Source organism: Pseudomonas sp. W2Jun17, assembly GCF_023127795.1.
Classification (GTDB): Bacteria; Pseudomonadota; Gammaproteobacteria; order Pseudomonadales; family Pseudomonadaceae; genus Aquipseudomonas; species Aquipseudomonas synxantha_A.
The window spans coordinates 338-18,286 of the sequence record NZ_SPKO01000038.1 but is presented as its reverse complement, the minus strand read 5'-3'; the positions used below and the strand labels follow the sequence as shown (position 1 = coordinate 18,286).

Here is a 17,949-nt window from a genome sequence, read left to right as displayed (position 1 = left end):
GGTTGCGGTTGGGACGTGAGCGTAACGTCAAGTTGAACAGGGAGTTGTAGCACAGGAGTCGTTATTGGACTTGTAATGTTCATGTGTTGTCACCCTAGAAGTTTCAAACAACTGTGATTAAGGGCACGTGATGCTCTGCCCTTATTCCATCAGTGCTTAAAACAACGTGCAGCGTTCCGGGGCGACGTGAGTACATGGCGCGATAAAAAACCTTAAAGCCTGTGCGACAAAACTTGAGCCATCGGCAATAACTGAGTTATTCCGACAGGTGTCGCACTCCCTTAATGGGTGGAGTCCCTTGAGATTCCATGTTTGCGTAACTTGCGGTACAGCGTATTGCGACTGACCCCCAACTGTTCAGCCACATGGCTCATATGCCAGCGCTGCTGCGCCAACGCACCGAGTAATGCCTGACGCTCGGCGCTTTCCAGTGGCAAGGCGTACGGCGCATCCACCCTCGCCCCCAGCGGCTGCGCCTGACGAATCAATGCCGGCAAGTCGTCAAGCCCGACTCGGCCGTCCTCACAGAGCGCCACCACCGTGCGCAACACCGTACGCAACTGTCGCAGGTTGCCGGGCCAGGGGAATGCCAACAAAGCCTGGCGCGCCGACTCGTCTAGCATCACCTGTTCGGTGCCGGCCTCTTGGGCCAAGAGGAAGTCCAACAATTGCGCCTTGTCAGTGCGTTCGCGCAACGGCGGCAGGGCGACTTCCAAGCCGCTCAAGCGGTAATACAGGTCTTCGCGAAAGCTGCCATCGGCCACACGCTCCAACAAATTACGGTGCGTCGCGCTGATGATGCGCAGGTTCACGGCTTGAGGTTCGCCGCCGATAGGCACCACCAGGCGATCCTCCAGCACCCTTAACAAGCGGGTTTGCAGCGCCAGTGGCATATCGCCGATTTCGTCGAGAAACAGCGTACCGCCGTCGGCCTGTTGCAGCTTGCCGCGCATGCCTTCTTTAAGGGCGCCGGTGAAACTGCCGGCGCGATAGCCAAACAACTCGCACTCGATCAGGTTTTCCGGAATGGCCGCACAGTTCAGCGCGACAAAGGCCTTGTCGCCTCGCTGGCTGGCCTGGTGCACGGCCTTGGCGAAAGCCTCTTTACCGCAGCCGGTTTCGCCGTTGATCAGCAAGGGCACGTCGCGTTCGAATACTCGCGAGGCCTTGCGCAGCTCATTTTGCAACGCCGGATCGCCCAGGCAAATACCCAGTGGGCGTGGCGCCTGCGGCTTGACGACCGGGGCCGGCGTACTGCGGGGCTGGCCTCGCAGCGCTGCAAATAGAGGCCGACCATCGCGGCTACGCAGCGGCCAACTGGCCGTGGCATTCGCGCTGGCCCGCCCTAGCAACTGATCCAGGGAACAGTCGAAAAACGCGTCCACCGGCTGACCCACCAAGCCGCCGCGTAGCTGCCCCAACAGGTTCAGGGCGCTCTGGTTCACCGCACAAATGCGCCCTTCGCCATCGAACGCCAGCAAGCCTTCGCTGAACAACCCGACCGACTCAGCCTGCAGGTGAAAACGCAGCAGCCAATGGTGTTCGAAGTGGCGCAGGAAGTAGCAACTTTCGATCATCTTGGCCGACAGGTTCACCAGCGCCATGGTGTGGAACTGGCTCTGGCGCGACACGGCTTCGCGGGCCGAGGACACATCCAGCACCGCCAGCAATTCACCGTGAGGGTCGAACACCGGGCTCGCCGAACACGTCAGCCCGGTATGGCGGCCGCGAAAATGCTCGTCACGGTGGATGGTCAGGGATTGACGCTCCACCAGGCAGGTGCCGATGCCATTGGTGCCTTCGCAGGCTTCACTCCAGTCGGCGCCCAGCCACAGCCCGGCGCGTTCGAAAATCTTGCGCTCGGACGGCGCGGTGACACAGTTGAGGATCACCCCCCGGGCATCGGTGAGCAGCACCGCATGACCGGCCCCCGAGAGTTGCTGGTGCAGGCTGTTCATTTCGTTGCCGGCGATATGCAGCACCTGGCGCAGGCGTTCGCGGCTTTCCAGCAGGCGGCCATGCTCAAGCACGGTGGGCGCAACGGTCAGCGCGGGGTCGAGGTGGTAGTCCTCAACGCAACGCAGCCAGGAACGGGCGATGGAGGGATCGCTACCCGGCCCTTGAAGCGGCTCTTGCCCCCGGGTGACGGTGAGAACCTGCTGGGCATGGCGACTGAAATGATCGTTGTGCATGTTCTTATTATTCTCCCTGCGTGAGAGCGCCCAGCATCCACCAGCCATCCGGCCATTGCAATCCCGGGCCGACCCATCGGTCACAGGCTGTACCGTTTGCGGTACAAACTGTCACCCCTCCTGTATCGCCCCGGCCACATTCATGCCTTGTAAACAAAACCAAACCCTTGATTTACCTGGCCTGCACGCACTGGCCCAACCTTTGCTCTACGCTTTATAACGCGCTTGCAGCGCTGTACTCCGATAAACATAAAAGCAGGAGATGCCCACCATGCGTTATGCACACCCCGGTACCGAAGGCGCCATCGTTTCGTTCAAGGCCAAGTACGGCAACTACATCGGCGGCGAGTTCGTTGCGCCGGTCGATGGCAACTACTTCTCCAACACCTCGCCGGTCAACGGCAAACCTATCGCCGACTTCCCGCGTTCCACCGCCAAAGACATCGACAAGGCTCTGGACGCCGCCCACGCCGCCGCTGACGCCTGGGGCAAAACCAGCGCCCAGGACCGCTCGCTGGTACTGCTGAAAATCGCCGACCGTATCGAGCAGAACCTCGAACTGCTGGCTATCACCGAAACCTGGGACAACGGCAAGGCCGTGCGTGAAACCCTCAACGCCGACATCCCCCTGGCCGCCGACCACTTCCGCTACTTCGCAGGCTGCATTCGCGCCCAGGAAGGCAGCAGCGCCGAAATCAACGAACTCACTGCCGCCTATCACTTCCACGAACCACTGGGCGTGGTCGGCCAGATCATCCCGTGGAACTTCCCGCTGCTGATGGCCGCCTGGAAACTAGCCCCGGCCCTGGCCGCCGGCAACTGCGTGGTGCTCAAGCCCGCCGAGCAAACCCCGCTGGGCATCAGCGTACTGATGGAACTGATCGGCGACCTGTTGCCGCCAGGCGTACTGAACGTGGTGCATGGTTTCGGCAAGGAAGCCGGCGAAGCCCTGGCGACCAGCAAACGTATCGCCAAGATAGCCTTCACCGGTTCTACCCCGGTGGGCTCGCACATCATGCATGCGGCGGCCGAGAACATCATTCCGTCTACCGTTGAGCTGGGAGGCAAGTCGCCGAATATCTTCTTCGCCGACATCATGAAAGCGGAACCTGCATTCATCGAAAAAGCTGCCGAAGGCCTGGTGCTGGCGTTCTTCAACCAAGGCGAAGTGTGCACCTGCCCATCCCGCGCCCTGGTGGAGGAGTCGATCTACGACGACTTCATGAAAGTGGTGATGAAGAAGGTCGAGTCGATCAAGCGCGGCGATCCGCTGGACACCGACACCATGGTCGGCGCCCAAGCGTCCGAGCAGCAATTTGACAAGATCCTGTCCTATCTGGAAATCGCCAAGGGCGAAGGCGCGCAACTGCTGACTGGCGGCAAGGTTGAAAAGCTAACTGGCGATCTGGCCACCGGCTATTACATCCAGCCGACCCTGCTCAAGGGCACCAACGACATGCGTGTGTTCCAGGAGGAAATCTTCGGCCCGGTGGTGAGCATCACCACTTTCAAGGACGAAGCCGAAGCCCTGGCGATTGCCAACGACACCGAGTTCGGCCTGGGCGCCGGCCTGTGGACCCGCGACATCAACCGCGCTTACCGCATGGGCCGCGCGATCAAGGCCGGTCGCGTGTGGACCAACTGCTACCACCTGTACCCGGCGCACGCCGCGTTTGGCGGTTACAAGAAGTCTGGCGTAGGACGCGAAACCCACAAGATGATGTTGGATCACTACCAGCAGACCAAGAACCTGCTGGTGAGCTACGACATTAATCCGTTGGGCTTTTTCTAACCCCACACCCCCTCCCACCTTTGAAATGCAATCAAGGGTGGGAGGGGGCTTGCTCCCGATCGGGGAGTGTCAGTGCAAGTATGAGTCACTGACCCACTGCTATCGGGAGCAAGCCCCCTCCCACATTTGGATCTTCATAAGTACTTGCGATGCGCATTCGGCACACACCGGCCGAGTTGAAAACAATAAGAATGGAAGGTACTTCCCATGCCCAGCGAACCCACGAGTTCTTCGGTCGACTTCGAAAAAGTCGGCACCGATTACTTTCAACAACGAGAATTGAAAAAAGGCGCTGCCGGCTGGGTGCTGTTAGTCGGCCTTGGCGTCGCCTACGTCATCTCCGGCGACTATGCAGGCTGGAACTTCGGCCTGGCCCAGGGTGGCTGGGGCGGCATGTTCCTCGCCACATTGCTCATGGCTACCATGTACCTGTGCATGTGCTTCTCCCTGGCCGAACTGTCTTCGATGATCCCCACCGCCGGCGGTGGCTACGGTTTTGCCCGCAGCGCCTTTGGCCCTTGGGGCGGGTTCCTCACCGGCACCGCGATCCTGATCGAGTACGCCATCGCCCCCGCCGCAATTGCGGTGTTTATCGGCGCTTACTGCGAGTCGCTGTTCGGCATTGGCGGCTGGATGATCTACCTGGCGTTCTACATCATCTTTATCGGCATCCATATTTTTGGTGTCGGCGAAGCCTTGAAGCTGATGTTTGTCATCACCGCCGTCGCCGCGATCGCTTTGGGCGTATTCCTGGTGTCGATGGTGCCGCACTTCAACGTCGCCAACCTGCTGGATATTCCGGTGACCGAGGCCAAAGGCGCCAGCAGCTTCCTGCCGTTCGGCTATGTGGGTGTGTGGGCGGCGATCCCCTATGCGATCTGGTTTTTCCTCGCGGTAGAGGGCGTACCCCTGGCCGCTGAAGAAACCAAGAACCCCAAGCGCGACCTGCCCCGTGGGCTGATCGGCGCGATTGTGGTGCTGACCAGTTTTGCCCTGTTGATCCTGGTTATCGCGCCGGGCGGTGCAGGCACGTATGCGCTGATCAAATCCGGTAACCCGTTGGTGGAAGCCCTGGCGCTGTCCTATGGCGGTTCGACCTGGATGGGCAGCTTCGTCAACCTGATTGGCCTGGCCGGTTTGATCGCAAGCTTTTTCTCGATTATCTACGCCTACTCGCGGCAGATTTTTGCCTTGTCGCGCGCTGGCTACCTGCCGCGCAAATTGTCCGAGACCAACAAGAGCAAGGCGCCAGTACTGGCATTGGTGATTCCCGGGATTATCGGTTTCGGCCTGTCGCTGACCGGCCAGGGCGATTTGCTGATATTGGTGGCGGTGTTTGGCGCAACGATTTCCTACGTGCTGATGATGGCCGCGCACATCACCCTGCGCATCCGCCGCCCTAAAATGGAGCGCCCGTACCGCACGCCGGGCGGCATCTTCACCTCGGGCGTAGCGCTGGTACTGGCCTGCGTGGCCGTAGTGGCAGGCTTTTTGGTTGACCCACGCGTGGTGATTGGCGCGGCGGTCATCTATGGAGTATTAATTGCTTACTTTGCTTTCTACAGCCGGCATCACTTGGTAGCAGGCACGCCCGAAGAAGAATTCGCGGCGATCCAGGCCGCAGAGGCCGCCCTGCACTAAGTGCCGTAAACCTCGGCGCGGGCGCCTGCTCGCGTCGTCAAGGAGATACTGTATGGCAAGTTTTTCCCACGCGGTGGGTGCACACACCTATCGCTTCGACAGCCTCAAGGATCTGATGGCCAAAGCCAGCCCGGCGCGCTCCGGCGACTTCCTGGCCGGCGTCGCTGCGCAAAATGATGGCGAACGGGTCGCCGCCCAGATGGCGCTGGCAAATACACCCCTGAAGCACTTCCTCGAAGAAGTGCTGATTCCCTATGAAAGCGACGAAGTCACCCGGCTGATCATCGACACCCACGACAAACAGGCCTTTGCCACGGTGAGCCATCTCACCGTCGGTGGCCTGCGCGACTGGCTGCTCAGTGACGCGGCTGATGAACAATCCCTACGCGCACTGGCGCCGGGGCTGACACCGGAAATGGCGGCAGCCGTGTCCAAAATCATGCGCGTACAGGACCTGGTGCTGGTGGCACAGAAGATCCGCGTGGTCACCCAGTTTCGCGGCACCATGGGCCTGCGCGGGCGCTTGTCCACGCGCTTGCAGCCTAACCACCCCACCGACGAACCAGCAGGCATTGCCGCGAGTATTCTCGACGGCCTGCTCTACGGCAACGGCGACGCCATGATCGGCATCAACCCGGCCACCGACAGCATCGCCTCGATCTGCGCCATGCTGGAAATGCTCGACGCGATCATCCAGCGCTACGAAATCCCCACCCAGGCCTGCGTACTCACCCACGTCACCACCTCCATCGAGGCGATCAACCGTGGCGTGCCGCTGGACCTGGTGTTCCAGTCGATCGCCGGCACCGAGGCCGCCAACGCCAGTTTCGGCATCAGCCTGAGCGTGCTGCAGGAAGGTTACGAAGCCGGCCTGAGTCTCAAGCGCGGCACTCTGGGGCAAAACCTGATGTATTTCGAAACCGGCCAGGGCAGTGCCCTGTCGGCCAATGCGCACTTTGGGGTCGACCAGCAAACCTGTGAAACCCGTGCCTACGCCGTGGCCCGGCACTTCAAGCCGTTCCTGGTCAATACCGTGGTCGGTTTTATCGGCCCGGAGTACCTGTACAACGGCAAGCAGATCATCCGCGCCGGTCTGGAAGACCACTTCTGCGGCAAGCTGCTCGGCGTACCCATGGGTTGTGATATCTGCTACACCAACCACGCCGAAGCCGACCAGGACGACATGGACACACTGTTGACCCTGCTCGGCGTTGCCGGCATCAACTTCATCATGGGCATCCCCGGCTCCGACGACATCATGCTCAACTACCAGACCACCTCGTTCCACGACGCCTTGTACGCCCGGCAAACATTGGGTTTAAAACCGGCGCCGGAGTTTGAACAGTGGCTGGCGAAAATGGGCATCTTCACGCAAGAAGGCGGCAAAGTGCACTTCGGCAACAGCCTGCCACCGGCGTTTCGCCACGCTCTGGCGCAACTGGGATGAAGGAGCCGACCGTGCAACCAGAATTGCCTGACAACCCGTGGCTGGAATTACGCCGCCTGACCCCGGCGCGCATCGCCCTGGGCCGCACCGGCACCAGCATTCCTACCAGTGCCCAGCTGGACTTCCAGTTTGCCCACGCCCAGGCGCGGGATGCGGTGCACCTGCCCTTCGACCATGCCGGGCTCAGCGGCCAATTGGCCGAACGTGGCCGCGACAGCCTGTTGCTGCGCAGCGCCGCCACGGACCGGCATATGTACCTGCAACGCCCGGACCTTGGGCGACGCTTGAGCGATGAGTCGGCCCAAACCTTGCGCGACTACGCTTCGGCGTACCCGGGTGGCGTGGATTTGGCCATCGTGGTGGCCGATGGCCTGTCGGCATTGGCGGTGCATAAGCATACGGCTCCGTTTCTGACGCGCCTGGAGGAACAGACCCACGCCGAAGGCTGGTCCTTGTCACCGGTGATACTGGTGGAACAAGGCCGCGTGGCAGTGGCCGATGAAATCGGGCAATTACTCGGCGCCAAAATGGTGGTGATCCTGATCGGCGAACGGCCGGGGCTCAGCTCGCCGGACAGCTTGGGCCTGTACTTCACCTACAACCCCAAGGTGGGCCTCACCGATGCGTATCGCAATTGCATCTCCAATGTGCGGCTGGAAGGCTTGAGCTATGGCATGGCGGCCCATCGCCTGTTGTACTTGATGCGCGAGGCGTGTCGCCGGCAACTGTCGGGGGTCAACCTCAAGGATGAGGCACAGGTTCAGACGCTTGAATCCGACGACCCGGACTTGATGAAGGGCAATTTCCTGCTCAGCCCACCGAGTGACCGATAGCGGCACGATTGCGCTTTTTTGCCGCATTAGGCAGCATCAAGTCACGGCCGCTCGCGTGGTCATACCCCATTTGGAAGTTGAGGCCTGGCATGCGGATTACTCAAGCGACCCTGGAACACCTGGACCTGTTGACCCCGTTGTTCGTCAAATACCGCGAGTTCTACGGGGCCCTGCCATTCCCTGACTCATCCCGGGCCTTCCTGGAAAAGCGCCTGCGACGCAAGGAATCGGTGATCTACCTGGCCCTGGCCGACGATGATGACAAGCGGCTGCTGGGCTTTTGCCAGCTGTATCCGAGCTTTTCCTCGTTGTCGCTGAAACGGGTGTGGATCCTCAATGATATCTATGTAGCCGAGGATGCCCGCCGGCAACTGGTGGCGGACAACCTGATGCGCACGGCCAAGAAGATGGCCAAGGAAACCCAGGCCGTACGATTGCGGGTATCCACCAGCAGCGACAATGAAGTGGCGCAGAAGACCTATGAGTCCATAGGCTTTCGTGAAGACACCGAGTTCAAGAACTACGTGCTGCCGATCAACGAAGACTGACCCCTAATCCCCCAAACACTGTAGATCTCTTGTGGGAGGGGGCTTGCTCCCGATGGCGGGGTGTCAGTTAACGAATTTGTCCCTGACCCACCGCAATCGGGAGCAAGCCCCCTCCCACAAAAAACCAAGCCAACCGCTTCACACTTTCACGACACTCCCCGCTACAAAAGCCACACGCTTTTCACCATTCAATCCGTATAATGCGGACCTCTCAAGGTTGTAAGAACCACGACATACACTTGTAGCCTTATTACCCGTCGTCCCCGCACTGGCCCGCTGAGCCGGGCCATTCACACAGGTGCCATCCATGGATTTCAACCCGCTTGACCTTATCCTGCATCTCGACGTTTACCTCGACATGCTGGTAACCAACTACGGTCCGTGGATCTACGCCATTCTGTTCCTGGTGATTTTTTGCGAGACCGGCCTGGTGGTCATGCCATTCCTGCCGGGTGATTCGTTGCTGTTTATCGCTGGCGCCGTAGCAGCTGGCGGCGGTATGGACCCAGTGCTGCTGGCCGGCCTGCTGATGCTGGCGGCGATCCTCGGCGACAGCACCAACTACGTCATAGGACGAACGGCTGGCGAACGCTTGTTCAGCAACCCCAACTCGAAGATCTTCCGCCGCGACTACCTGCAAAAGACCCACGACTTCTACGACAAGCACGGTGGCAAGACCGTGACCCTGGCGCGCTTTCTGCCGATCCTGCGCACTTTCGCGCCGTTCGTCGCCGGCGTGGCCAAAATGCCCTACCCGCGCTTCTTCGGGTTCAGCGTACTCGGCACCATCCTCTGGGTCGGTGGCCTGGTGACCCTGGGCTACTTCTTCGGCAACGTGCCCTTCATCAAGAAAAACCTGTCGCTGCTAGTGGTGTTCATCATTCTGTTGTCCCTGGTGCCAATGATCATTGGCGTAGTGCGCAGCCGCTTTGGCCGCACGTCCTCCGAAGCCAACCCACACTGATTGCCCATGTGGTCCCTAAGCGCCTGGCGTCGCCGGCGCCTGCTGGCCAAGCACCCGATTGCCGATGACACCTGGCAACGGGTGCGCCACCACCTGACCTTCCTCGACGGCATCAGCGCCGAGCAAGACCAGTGGCTGCGCGAAGCCTGCGTGATCTTCCTCGCCGAAAAACACCTCACCGCCCTGCCCGGCGTCGACCTGCACCAGGAACAACGCCTGCTGCTCGCCGCCCAGGCGCAATTGCCGCTGATGAACCTGGGCGACCTCGACTGGTATCAGGGCTTTCATGAAATCGTGCTGTACCCCGACGACTTCCTCAGCCCGCAGCGCCATCGCGATGCCAGCGGCGTGGAGCACGAGTGGGACGGCGAACACAGCGGCGAAGCCTGGCAACAAGGCCCGGTGATCCTCGCCTGGCCTGGGGTGCTCGCCAGTGGCCAATGGGAAGGCTACAACCTGGTCATCCATGAACTGGCGCACAAGCTCGACATGCTCAACGGCGACGCCAACGGCCTGCCACCGCTGCACCACGACATGCGCGTGCAGGAATGGGCCAGCGTGATGCAAAGCGCCTTCGACGACCTCAATCGCCAACTGGACGCCAACCCGGAGGCCGACACCGAGATCGACCCATACGCTGCGGAAAACCCAGCCGAATTCTTTGCCGTCACCAGCGAGTACTTTTTCAGCGCACCGGATTTACTGGTCAACCGTTATCCACAGGTGTACGCCCAACTCAGCCGCTTCTACCGCCAGGACCCACTGGCGCGCCTGACCCAACTGCAAGCCGGCGACCCACGTTATCAGCCGCAAGGCGAATGACCGTACGACGCTTGGCGCATGGCATCGGCGTCAGAATATGCCTATAATCGCCGCCACTTTTAGGCCAATCCGGCCATGTCATATGGCCAACTAACGGGGGCAACGCCCAATGAGCTACAGCAAGATTCCGGCTGGCAAAGACCTGCCGAACGACATCTACGTCGCCATCGAAATTCCGGCCAACCACGCGCCGATCAAATACGAAATCGACAAAGACAGCGACTGCCTGTTCGTTGACCGTTTCATGGCCACCCCGATGTTCTACCCGGCCAACTACGGTTTCATCCCCAACACCCTGGCTGACGACGGCGACCCCCTCGACGTGCTGGTCGTGACCCCTTACCCGGTTACCCCAGGCTCGGTTATCCGCGCCCGTCCAGTCGGCATCCTGAACATGACCGACGACGGCGGCGGCGATGCCAAAGTCATCGCAGTGCCACACGACAAGCTGTCCCAGCTGTACGTGGACGTGAAGGAATACACCGACCTGCCGCCACTGCTGCTGGAACAGATCAAGCACTTCTTCGAGAACTACAAAGACCTCGAAAAAGGCAAATGGGTGAAGATCGACGGTTGGGGCAACGCAGAAGCCGCCCGCGCCGAGATCATGAAGTCGGTTGCCGCCTACAAACGCTGATACCCGCGCCTGATTGCTTCGGCAAATAAGAAAGCCCCGTTAGTTCGGGGCTTTTTTATGGGCAAAATTAAACATCAAGTTCAATGTTTATTTTATGCTGTTTATCTAAGTTGCACACCTGAAAGATCGAGCCACAACTAAGCCAAATCCTACATATGCAATTCAACGCATGGTTTATTTGATTGGTTTTTCCCGCCAGTAAACTCTGCGTTTATGAATACATCAGGTGATCGTTTAAAAGCGCTACTCCGGGAAGTTAATCTTTCCGCCTCCGACTTCGCCAAGAACCGCGGCGTCACGCCTCAACACGTGAACAACTGGTTCAAACGCGGCGTTCCCATGGGCCGACTCAACGAGATAGCAGAACTGCTGTGCGTCTCAAGTCGCTGGTTAAGCGACGGCAGAGGCCCCAAACACCCGCCCGCCAACTACCTGCTGGAAGGCCCCGACACAAGGAAACTACTGCCCACCCGCGAAGACACCGGCAAATACCTCACAGGCCCCGCATGCCGTCCGGAAACAACCGACGTGGAGATCCCCCTCCACCCCACATTCACCTCAAGCGAACGCATCCGCGTCTCCCGGCACAGCCTGCAAACCCTCAACGTCCATCCCGACCGCGCGGTAGGCGCTTACATGGTCGACAACAGCATGACCGACATCATCCAACAAGGCGCCACCCTTGCCATCGACCGAGGCCGCACCCAAATCATCGACGGCGAAATTTATGCGGTAGAGCACGACGGGATGCTGCGCATCAAATACCTCTACAACCGACCTGGTGGTGGGTTGCGCCTGCGCAGCCACAACGCCGCCGAACACCCGGACGAATACCTCAACCACGAAGAACGCTTCGAACAAAGCTTCAAGATCGTCGGCTGGGTATTCTGGTGGTCCACCCTCAACAACCGCCGGCCGCCCGTGCCGCTGGATGAACATCTATTGGGCTGGGAAGGCTCTAAATCGGAACCGGAGGTGGGCAACTGAAGTGAATGTGGGTATCATGCGCCGCACATTTGGCAGGGGGATGGCTTAGCTATCTGCCCTGTCAGGCGATGCGGAGGAGTTCCCGCGGATGCCCCTACTATTCAGCCCGACGCCATGTGGGCTGAGCGATTTGAAGGCTGGTGAGGTTTGTCAAAAACAAGCTGAGGCAGTCCCCGAGAAGCCGGCCACAAGCCGGCTTTTTAATGCCTGTAAGAATACAGTTCAATTGTCCAGCAGCTGCTGGACAATTGAATCGTCAACAAAGGCGGGCAGGTATCCTACCCATCCTTCAATAGGCGTTATTTAGGCTGCAAACACTCCACAGCCCTATCCGCCACCATCTTCGCCATCTCCACCAGATGCATCACCGCCCTCTGCGGCGCAGCCACTGACTCGCCGATCACCCGTGACGTAGCCAGCGCACAATGCAGCAGCTCAGCCACCTGCACCCAGGCATCCTCAAAGCTCAGATCTTCATTGACCGTGAATGAGTTGGTCGGGTGTGACGACAGCGTATCTGAACGAACGTTATCCATAGCAAAACTCCTAGCAGTAAGTGACTACCACCGTCCTTTCGCGACTAAACGAGCAGAGGTGGCGGCTGTACGCAGGTTAGTCGACCGGCCGCTAGGCACCGGCGCACCCGAGGGTGCCCTGCGCACAGCCACCATAAAGTGCAGGCGAGAAGACACCTGTCTTTGGGATGGCGCGTGCACCTAGCGAGGTCCGGGCGACTAAACCCGATCACTGAATTAGCAGTGACGGTCAGCAGCCTAGTCACCCAATTCCACTGGCGCAAGCGGTTGGGATTCTCTCGGAAACGTCCTGCAAATGAAAGGGATCGTACCTGCTGGCTACTCAAAATCAGGCAATTCATTCGCGTTATGCGCATTAGTACGGCGCCCCCAATCGCTCGCTCTTTGTCTCCTTTAAGTTGACAGTAAGACTCGTCCCACCCGATTTATCCCCCGCCACCCACCCATTAATCTGTGCCCATGTTGAACGCAACGCCCAACCAACCTAAACAAAAAAGGATTCAACCATGAGCGCTCCCACCTACAACCGCTTGAACAAAGACGACGCCATTGTTCTGCTGGTCGATCACCAGACCGGCCTGATCTCCCTGGTGCAGGACTTCTCCCCCAACGAGTTCAAGAACAACGTGCTCGCCCTGGCTGACCTGGCCAAGTTCTTCAACCTGCCGACCATCCTCACCACCAGCTTCGAGCAAGGCCCCAATGGCCCGCTGGTGCCAGAGTTGAAGGAAATGTTCCCGGATGCGCCGTACATCGCCCGCCCAGGCCAGATCAACGCCTGGGACAACGAAGACTTCGTCAAGGCGATCAAGGCCACCGGGCGCAAGCAGATCATCATTGCCGGTGTGGTGACGGATGTGTGCGTGGCGTTCCCGACCTTGTCGGCGCTGGCGGAAGGCTTTGAGGTGTTTGTGGTGACGGATGCGTCCGGCACGTTCAACACCACGGTGCAGCAGGCGGCGTGGAGCCGGATGACGCAGGCCGGTGCGCAGTTGATGAACTGGTTCTCGGTGGCGTGTGAGCTGCACCGCGACTGGCGCAACGATATCGAAGGCCTGGGTAACCTGTTGTCCCAGCGGATTCCCAACTATCGCAACTTGATGAACGGTTACGCGGCGCTGACAGCTCATCAGAAATAAGCAAACCCAGCGTGATAAGCCTGCCCTGAAAAGCAGGCTTTTTCCATTGCTTGCCCGCCCCTAGCCCGCCAACTCCCGTTCGATCTGCTCAATACTCGGCAAACTGGTTTGCAATTCTGCGGGCAAAGATTCCACCAATTGATATTCCGCCACGCCGATAGGTCGGTTGTTATCGCGCAGTGCATATTCAGCCACCACCTCATTTTTACCTTTGCACAACAACAGACCAATCGTCGGGCCATCCTGTGGGTGCTTTATCTCGGCATCCACAGCTGCGAGGTAGAAGCTCAGTTTGCCCAGATGTTCGGGCTTGAACTTGCCAGCCTTGAGTTCGATCACCACGTAGCAACGCAGCTTCAAGTGATAGAACAGCAGGTCGACGAAGAATTCATCACCGCCCACATTCAGCAGCACTTGCCGGCCTACGAAGGCAAAGCCTGCGCCCAATTCCAATAAGAAGTCGGTGACATGCTTGATCAGGGCGTTTTCAATATCACGCTCTTGCGCGTTCAGGCCCAGGCTGAGGAAATCAAAGCGATATGGGTCCTTGAGGGTTTCACGCGCCAGATCGGATTGGGCTTTGGGCAGATGGCTTTCAAAGTTACTGACGGCCTTGCCACTGCGTTCCAGCAAACGGTTTTCAATGTGCATCACCAGCGTGTTGCGTGACCAGTTGTGCTTGATCGTTTGGGAGACGTACCAACGTCGCGTTTCGGGACCGGGAAGTTTGTCCAATAGCGCGATTTGATGGTACCAAGGTAATTGTGCAAGCACCCCTTGCACAAACTCCGAATCCGGCCACGCCTCGGCAAAAGCACGCATGTACTTCAGATTGCGCGGTGAAAAACCCTTGATGTCTGGAAAGGCCGCCCGCAGATCCTGCGCAAGGCGGTCGATCACTTTGCTACCCCAGCCTTGATCGTTCTGACGGGTCAAAATATCGCGACCGATCTGCCAGTAGAGCAGCACCAGTTCACGATTGACCGCGATTGACGCACGCTGCTGTGCGTTATGGATACGGCCCTTGAGGTCTGTCAGCCAATCACTGTAGCCCTCTGGAGGTGCCGTCAACCCGATGGAGGTCTCGCTCATGCCTTTTTACTCTTGTGTTTTCAGCAGGCTAGTTAGCCCGCTGTGCCGTCACAAGCGCTCATGAGTACTCTCGGACGCGTCCTGCGTACCTTGCAGAAAGGTCCTGCTGGCACTGGCTGTGGCCCTTGACTCTCCCCTATACGGCACCCCCTACCCTGAACGCCCATTTCAGGAGCCTTCAGCATGAGTCAGCGCATCCTGGTCATTCTCGGCCATCCGTCCACCGATAGTTTTTGTTCAGCCATGGCGCAGACCTATATCCACGCTGCGAAAACGGCAGGTCACGAAGTACGCATCCTGCACCTGGGCAACCTCACATTCGACCCGATTCTTCACCACGGTTATACCCAGGCCCAAACACTGGAACCCGACTTGCTCAGCGCCCAAGCCGACATCCTTTGGGCCGAGCACCTCACATGGGTTTTCCCTGTTTGGTGGGGTGGTACCCCGGCACTGATGAAAGGCTTTATCGACCGAGTTTTCCTACCCGGCTTCGCCTTCAAATACCGCGCAGGCAAGGCATTCCCTGACAAGCTGCTCAAGGGCCGAAGCGCGCACTTGTTAGTGACCCTGGACACGCCGGCGTGGTATTACCGCTGGGTCTACCGCATGCCGGCCATCCACCAGATGCGTCGCACCACGCTGGCGCTGTGCGGCATCACACCGAGCAAGACGCTGCTGTTTGGCCCCGTGCTGGGCTCTACGTTGACGCAGCGGGCCCGGTGGCTGAAACAGGCCGGCGCATTATTTGAGAAAGGGAATTTTCATGTACATCGGCAAAACCGCGCAGTTGTCCGGCACGACCATCAAGGCGATTCGTCACTATGAGGCGATTGGATTGATGCCCGAGCCGCAACGCCTTGGCGGCTATCGCGTTTATACGGCGCAGAGCGTAGAGCGACTGACCTTTATCAAATGCGCCCAGCAGCTCGGGTTCAAACTCAAGGAGTTGCAGGAGATTTTGCTGGGGTACGACGGTGACGCCTTTCCCTGGGACAGGGCGGACCAAGCCATCACCAACAAGAAGCAAGCGCTGGCCGCGCAAATCACCGTGTTGCAACGGATGCAGGCGGGCTTGATTAAGTTTGAAACCCAACTGAAAGATGCCCAAGGGCACTGCTCGTCAATCAGTAGTGTCGCCATTTGAAGTAGCCCTTACGCATGAGTTGCCGCTGACTTTTGCGAGCCCCGTGTAAGGGCAATCTGATTTTCCAAACCGTTCATCCAGCCGCTTTTCGCTGCGGCAGACTCCGACGCCTTGCCTTCTGCCGAGACGTCATGGATGACTCAAGCCTCCCACATCGCCTCTATCGAACATGAGCTGGATGGCTTCCATCAGAGCCTGGTGGAGTACCGCCAGCAGATGGGTGCCTGGTATTCGCGTGCGCTGGATTCAGTAAGCCATGCAACGGATATGCCGTCGTTGCTGGGCATGGACCGAGTGTTGCGGGTTGGGGATTCGCAGCGTTCGGTGAGCATTACCGATGCAGATTTCTCCACCGTGGCCCGTTGCCCGGTGGGTGGCGTGCTGGAGATCGAGAGCAAATTCGAATCAGCGTATGACGTACCAATTGGCGACATCCCGGTTGAGGTGATCGGCCTGGATGACGGCAGTTCCACGCGGGTGATGCTCGATGAACACGGCAAGGGTTCGCACTACTGCGCCGCTGGCGGGCGCTATCAGGTAAGGGTTCAGGGCGGTGTTTCGGCGCAGCAAGTGGACGCCTTGTTTGCCTCCTATGCCGGGCTGACGGCGGACTTGGAACAGTGGCTTCGGTCACAGTGGAAAGACTTCAAACCCCACTGGGAACGCTCTACTGCCAGCGCGATTGGCAGCGGCGTGCTGGCGGGCAGTTGGGCGGCGATCACGGATGTGTGGGACAGCATCAAGCTGGTGCAGGCGATGCTTGAAGACCCGCTGAAGTACGTCGAGCAACTGGGTAGCGAGGCGGCCAAGTTGGCGCAGATCGCCACCGATGCGCCCAAGGTCATGGAACAGGCGATGTTGCTCGCCAGTGACGAGGCGGCGCTGTACCTGTTACTGCGCACCGCCATGATCTGGCTGGACGCGTTACCGCCCCGTGAAGTCGCGCATGCGGCCGCAGGTTTTATGGTGTCGTTGCTGATTGACCTGGTGATTGGCGCGGTGTTGACCATCGCGTTGCCGGCGGCGGGCGTGGCGTATTTGAGCGTTCGCCTGGTCAAGCATGGCGCACAAATTCTCAAGGCTGCCGTGGGCTTCGTGAAGGGGGTGCTGGCGATTCTCACCAAGTTCATGCAGGCGGTCGACCGTTATAAAGCGGTGGCGGTTCGCGGTGTGGTCGGCTGGGTGAAACAAGGCACGATGCAGATGCGCTGGCGGGCGCGGCAGAACGCGGTGCTGACGCAAAAAGAGCGTGTGGATGATGTGCCGGTCATGGCGTCGAATCCGAAGGGAGACGCGGCGACGCCAGCGGACAAGACGGTCACCAACGGCTGCCCAGTGTCGATGGTCACCGGGGAAGAATTGCTCACTCTTACCGATGGTGCGCTGGACGGGATCTTGCCGTTTGAGTGGACGCGGCTGTATCGCACCAGTGCGGTGGATGTGGATTGCGGGTTGGGGTTTGGCTGGAGTCATGCGCTGGCGCACAGGCTTTGTGTGTCGGGCGATTCGGTGGTGTGGACCGACCATGAGAACCGCTCGACCACCCTGCCCTTGCCGACTTCTGCTCGACCCGCGATTACCAACAGCCTGGCAGAAGCGGCGATCTACTTGAGTTCGGTTCCTGATGAGCTGGTGCTGGCCCAGGCGTCGCGGTTCTATCACTTTTGCGACGGTGTACTGACTGCGATCAGCGATGCGTATGACAACCGTCTACGCATTTGCCGTGATCATTCCGGGCGAATTGAGCGGCTGGATAACGGTGCTGGTCGCTCGCTGCTGCTGCGTTATGAGCTGGATCGAATCGTCGCGGTGGACTACCAGGTTCATCGCGCCACAGGGCGTGCACCTTACGTCTGGGAAACCGAGCAGAACGTTGTTTCCTACGCCTATGACGAAGATGGACGACTGGTTTGCGCGACCAATGCCGTCGGTGAAAGCGAGCGTTATCGGTACGACGATCAGCACGTCATTGTCGAGCGGCAGTTGGCCGGTGGGGCGAGTTTCTTTTGGGAGTGGAGAGGCGCCGGCAAGGCGGCACGCTGTGTCCGGCATTGGGCAAGTTTTTCGCAGATGGACACGCGCTATGCCTGGGGGGATGACGGCCGTGTCACCGTGCATAACGCCGACGGCAGCCAGGAAGTGTATGTCCACGACGACCGGGCGCGGTTGGTT

General features: G+C 59.4%; 16 protein-coding genes. 13 read left to right on the top strand and 3 right to left on the bottom strand.

Annotation, left to right across the window (positions count from 1 at the left end):
• Positions 1–281: 281 nt before the first annotated feature.
• Positions 282–2,192: a sigma-54-dependent Fis family transcriptional regulator gene (locus E4O98_RS25010; RefSeq protein WP_228309021.1), complete on the bottom strand. Its 1,911-nt coding sequence runs from the start codon at positions 2,190–2,192 to the stop codon at positions 282–284.
• A 271-nt stretch (positions 2,193–2,463) separates the two neighbouring features.
• Between E4O98_RS25010 and E4O98_RS25005 the strand changes: the two genes are divergently transcribed.
• The 9 genes from E4O98_RS25005 (at position 2,464) to E4O98_RS24965 (ending at position 11,863) form a co-directional block, all read left to right on the top strand.
• A complete protein-coding gene (locus E4O98_RS25005) occupies positions 2,464–3,984 on the top strand; it encodes an aldehyde dehydrogenase family protein (protein ID WP_005791797.1) in 1,521 nt (506 codons plus the stop codon).
• Positions 3,985–4,191: 207 nt separating this feature from the next.
• Positions 4,192–5,625, top strand: coding sequence for an ethanolamine permease (eat, locus tag E4O98_RS25000; RefSeq protein ID WP_103734866.1), 1,434 nt, complete (start codon positions 4,192–4,194; stop codon positions 5,623–5,625).
• A gap of 52 nt (positions 5,626–5,677) precedes the next feature.
• A complete protein-coding gene (locus tag E4O98_RS24995) occupies positions 5,678–7,072 on the top strand; it encodes an ethanolamine ammonia-lyase subunit EutB (RefSeq protein WP_032879276.1) in 1,395 nt (464 codons plus the stop codon).
• Complete coding sequence (eutC, locus tag E4O98_RS24990; protein ID WP_103734867.1) at positions 7,069–7,905, top strand: ethanolamine ammonia-lyase subunit EutC; 837 nt, start codon at positions 7,069–7,071, stop codon at positions 7,903–7,905. Before E4O98_RS24995 ends, eutC begins: the two co-directional genes overlap by 4 nt.
• An 89-nt stretch (positions 7,906–7,994) precedes the next feature.
• Positions 7,995–8,453, top strand: coding sequence for a GNAT family N-acetyltransferase (locus tag E4O98_RS24985; protein WP_005791806.1), 459 nt, complete (start codon positions 7,995–7,997; stop codon positions 8,451–8,453).
• Between the two features lie 307 nt (positions 8,454–8,760).
• Positions 8,761–9,417 carry a DedA family protein gene (locus E4O98_RS24980; protein ID WP_003194521.1) on the top strand — a complete coding sequence of 219 codons (657 nt, stop codon included), beginning with the start codon at positions 8,761–8,763 and terminating at the stop codon, positions 9,415–9,417.
• Positions 9,418–9,423: 6 nt separating this feature from the next.
• Positions 9,424–10,239, top strand: a complete 816-nt coding sequence (locus E4O98_RS24975; RefSeq protein ID WP_005791808.1) for a M90 family metallopeptidase — start codon at positions 9,424–9,426, stop codon at positions 10,237–10,239.
• Positions 10,240–10,348: 109 nt separating this feature from the next.
• Positions 10,349–10,876 carry an inorganic diphosphatase gene (gene ppa, locus E4O98_RS24970; protein ID WP_248136526.1) on the top strand — a complete coding sequence of 176 codons (528 nt, stop codon included), beginning with the start codon at positions 10,349–10,351 and terminating at the stop codon, positions 10,874–10,876.
• Between the two features lie 213 nt (positions 10,877–11,089).
• A complete protein-coding gene (locus tag E4O98_RS24965) occupies positions 11,090–11,863 on the top strand; it encodes a helix-turn-helix transcriptional regulator (RefSeq protein ID WP_032879273.1) in 774 nt (257 codons plus the stop codon).
• Between the two features lie 299 nt (positions 11,864–12,162).
• On the opposite strand, the gene E4O98_RS24960 is transcribed toward E4O98_RS24965, so the two are convergent.
• Positions 12,163–12,399, bottom strand: coding sequence for a hypothetical protein (locus E4O98_RS24960; protein WP_032879272.1), 237 nt, complete (start codon positions 12,397–12,399; stop codon positions 12,163–12,165).
• Between the two features lie 506 nt (positions 12,400–12,905).
• On the opposite strand from E4O98_RS24960, the gene ycaC reads away from it, so the two are divergent.
• Positions 12,906–13,538 carry an isochorismate family cysteine hydrolase YcaC gene (gene ycaC, locus E4O98_RS24955; RefSeq protein WP_003194533.1) on the top strand — a complete coding sequence of 211 codons (633 nt, stop codon included), beginning with the start codon at positions 12,906–12,908 and terminating at the stop codon, positions 13,536–13,538.
• Between the two features lie 60 nt (positions 13,539–13,598).
• Here the strand turns inward: ycaC and E4O98_RS24950 are convergent, their stop codons facing one another.
• A complete protein-coding gene (locus E4O98_RS24950) occupies positions 13,599–14,630 on the bottom strand; it encodes a PDDEXK nuclease domain-containing protein (protein ID WP_032879268.1) in 1,032 nt (343 codons plus the stop codon).
• Positions 14,631–14,813: 183 nt separating this feature from the next.
• Here E4O98_RS24950 and E4O98_RS24945 point away from each other — a divergent pair, with 183 nt between their 5' ends.
• The 3 genes from E4O98_RS24945 to E4O98_RS24935 all read left to right on the top strand — a co-directional run.
• Entirely contained in the window at positions 14,814–15,458 is a 645-nt protein-coding gene (locus E4O98_RS24945) for an NAD(P)H-dependent oxidoreductase (RefSeq protein WP_032879267.1), read from the top strand.
• Entirely contained in the window at positions 15,397–15,777 is a 381-nt protein-coding gene (locus E4O98_RS24940; protein ID WP_148853991.1) for a MerR family transcriptional regulator, read from the top strand. Before E4O98_RS24945 ends, E4O98_RS24940 begins: the two co-directional genes overlap by 62 nt.
• A 135-nt stretch (positions 15,778–15,912) precedes the next feature.
• Positions 15,913–17,949, top strand: a 2,037-nt coding sequence (locus tag E4O98_RS24935; RefSeq protein ID WP_248136524.1) for a DUF6531 domain-containing protein, incomplete at its 3' end; no start/stop codon positions are given.